This window comes from Myxococcus sp. AB036A (genome assembly GCF_006547355.1).
GTDB classification, from domain to species: Bacteria; Myxococcota; Myxococcia; order Myxococcales; family Myxococcaceae; genus Myxococcus; species Myxococcus virescens.
The window spans coordinates 1-1,766 of sequence record NZ_VHLC01000214.1; the positions used below are offsets into that span (position 1 = coordinate 1).

Annotated in this window: 1 protein-coding gene and 2 pseudogenes; all 3 read right to left on the reverse strand. The window is 71.5% G+C overall.

The window, feature by feature from the left end; translation table 11 throughout:
- A pseudogene (locus tag FL344_RS38090) lies at window positions 1-230 on the reverse strand (diphosphomevalonate decarboxylase); the annotation flags it as partial.
- 8 nt (window positions 231-238) lie between these two features.
- Window positions 239-1,171, reverse strand: coding sequence for a mevalonate kinase (gene mvk / locus FL344_RS38095; protein WP_090495890.1), 933 nt, complete (start codon window positions 1,169-1,171; stop codon window positions 239-241).
- A 4-nt stretch (window positions 1,172-1,175) separates the two neighbouring features.
- Window positions 1,176-1,766 (reverse strand): annotated as a pseudogene (locus FL344_RS38100) (3-hydroxy-3-methylglutaryl-CoA reductase); the annotation flags it as partial.

Below are 1,766 nucleotides of genomic sequence, written 5' to 3' on the forward strand. Positions count from 1 at the left end.
CGCACCCACTCCAGCAGCCGCAGCACGCGGTCGCGCTCGCTGCCCTTCGCGGTGTGCCCGTTGAGCTCCACCTGGTCGCTCGCGGCGCCGAACTCCACCGTGGTCGTCACCGACAGCGGCGACAGCGTGAGGGACAAGCTGGACTGGTGCGGAAGAATCAACGCGTCATCCCGCTTCCCCCAGTACTTCACCAGGGCGATGTTGGGATGCGCCAGTGCTGTGGCTTTCATGGGAAGACTCACGACGCCCGCGGACCCGCGAGCTGGCTGCTGAAGCAGCGCACGCCCATCCGGCGGAGCTTCGTCACCACCGGCTTGGGCTCGAGGAACAGGCCGATGACGGCCCCACCATCTCCACCAGCTCCGGTCAGCTTGGCGCCCAGCGCCCCCAGCTCCCGCAACCGGTAGACCATCTCTTCCAACGGCGGCGACGACAGGCCCAGCGCCGCGAGCAGGCCCTGGTTGACGTTCATCGCGTCGCCCAGTGCCTCCAAATCTCCCGCCGCCACCGCCTTCGCGCCCTCCGAGGACACCCGTCCAATCTCCGTGAACAGGCGCTCGTAGCGCGACGGCCAGCGAGCCTGCCGCTCCCGCAGCGCCCCCACCGTCTTCTTCGTGGGGCTGCGCTCACCCGCGAGCGTCACCACCACGTGCAAGGGCCTGGGGCTCTCCACCACCTGCCCCGTCCCCTTGGCGGCCCCCGGCTTGCGCCAGTAGAGGACCAGCTGCTCCGCGGCGCTGGTGGTGTGGTCCACGCCGGACGGCGTGCCGTGGAACTCCTGCTCCATCGCCCACGCCACACGCGCCGCGTCCTTCGGCGTGGGCACCTTCCCCGCCGCCTGGAGCAGCAACCGCGCGCACGCCACCGACAGCGCCGCCGAGCTCCCCAGGCCCACCGCCAGCGGCAAGTCCGCCTCCAGCGACACCTTCACCGGCGGCGCGCCCGTCACCTCCGCTGCACGGGCGAACGCCGCCGTGAGCTGCGCCCGCTGCGGGCGGCTGAGCGTAGAGGGCAACGCGAGCTGACACGCCTTCGCCGGCACGGCGCGCGCCGTCACGCCCTGCGACAACGGCCCGGCCAGGGCCGGGTGCCCGTACACGACGCTGTGCTCACCCAACAGGATGACCTTGCCGGCGCCAAAGGCCGACAAGGATTCAGGACGAGGAGCCACGGCGTCAGACCGTGGTGCCGGTCGCGGCCGCGGCATCCTCGGCGGGGAGGCTGGCCAGCAGCTCGCGGGCCTTCTCCACCTTCACGTGGCCCGCCTTCACCAGCAGGTTGGCGATTTTCTCCACCCAGTCGCCCCGCGCGCCCGCCGTCACCGCCACGCAGCGCGCGTGCATCGCCATGTGGCCCTTCTGGATGCCCACGCTGCCCAGCGCCCGGAGCGCCGCGAAGTTCTGCGCCAGGCCCACCGCCGCGAACACCATGGCGAGCTCTCGCACCGACGTCGTCTGCATCAGCTTGAGCGCCATCTGCACGCCCGGGTGGATTTTGATGGGCCCGCCCACCGTCCCCAGCGCCATGGGCAGCTCGATGCGGCCCACCAGGTGGCCCTCTTCCAGGTACCAGGTGGACAGCGGCCGGTACTGCCCGTTGCGGCAGGCGAACGCGTGCGCGCCCGCTTCAATGGCGCGCCAGTCCTGCCCCGTGGCGATGGCCACCGCGTCAATGCCGTTCATCACGCCCTTGTTGTGCGTGGCCGCGCGGTACGGGTCCGCCTCCGCGAAGCGGCTGGCCTGGGCGATGCCCTCGGCAATCTCCTC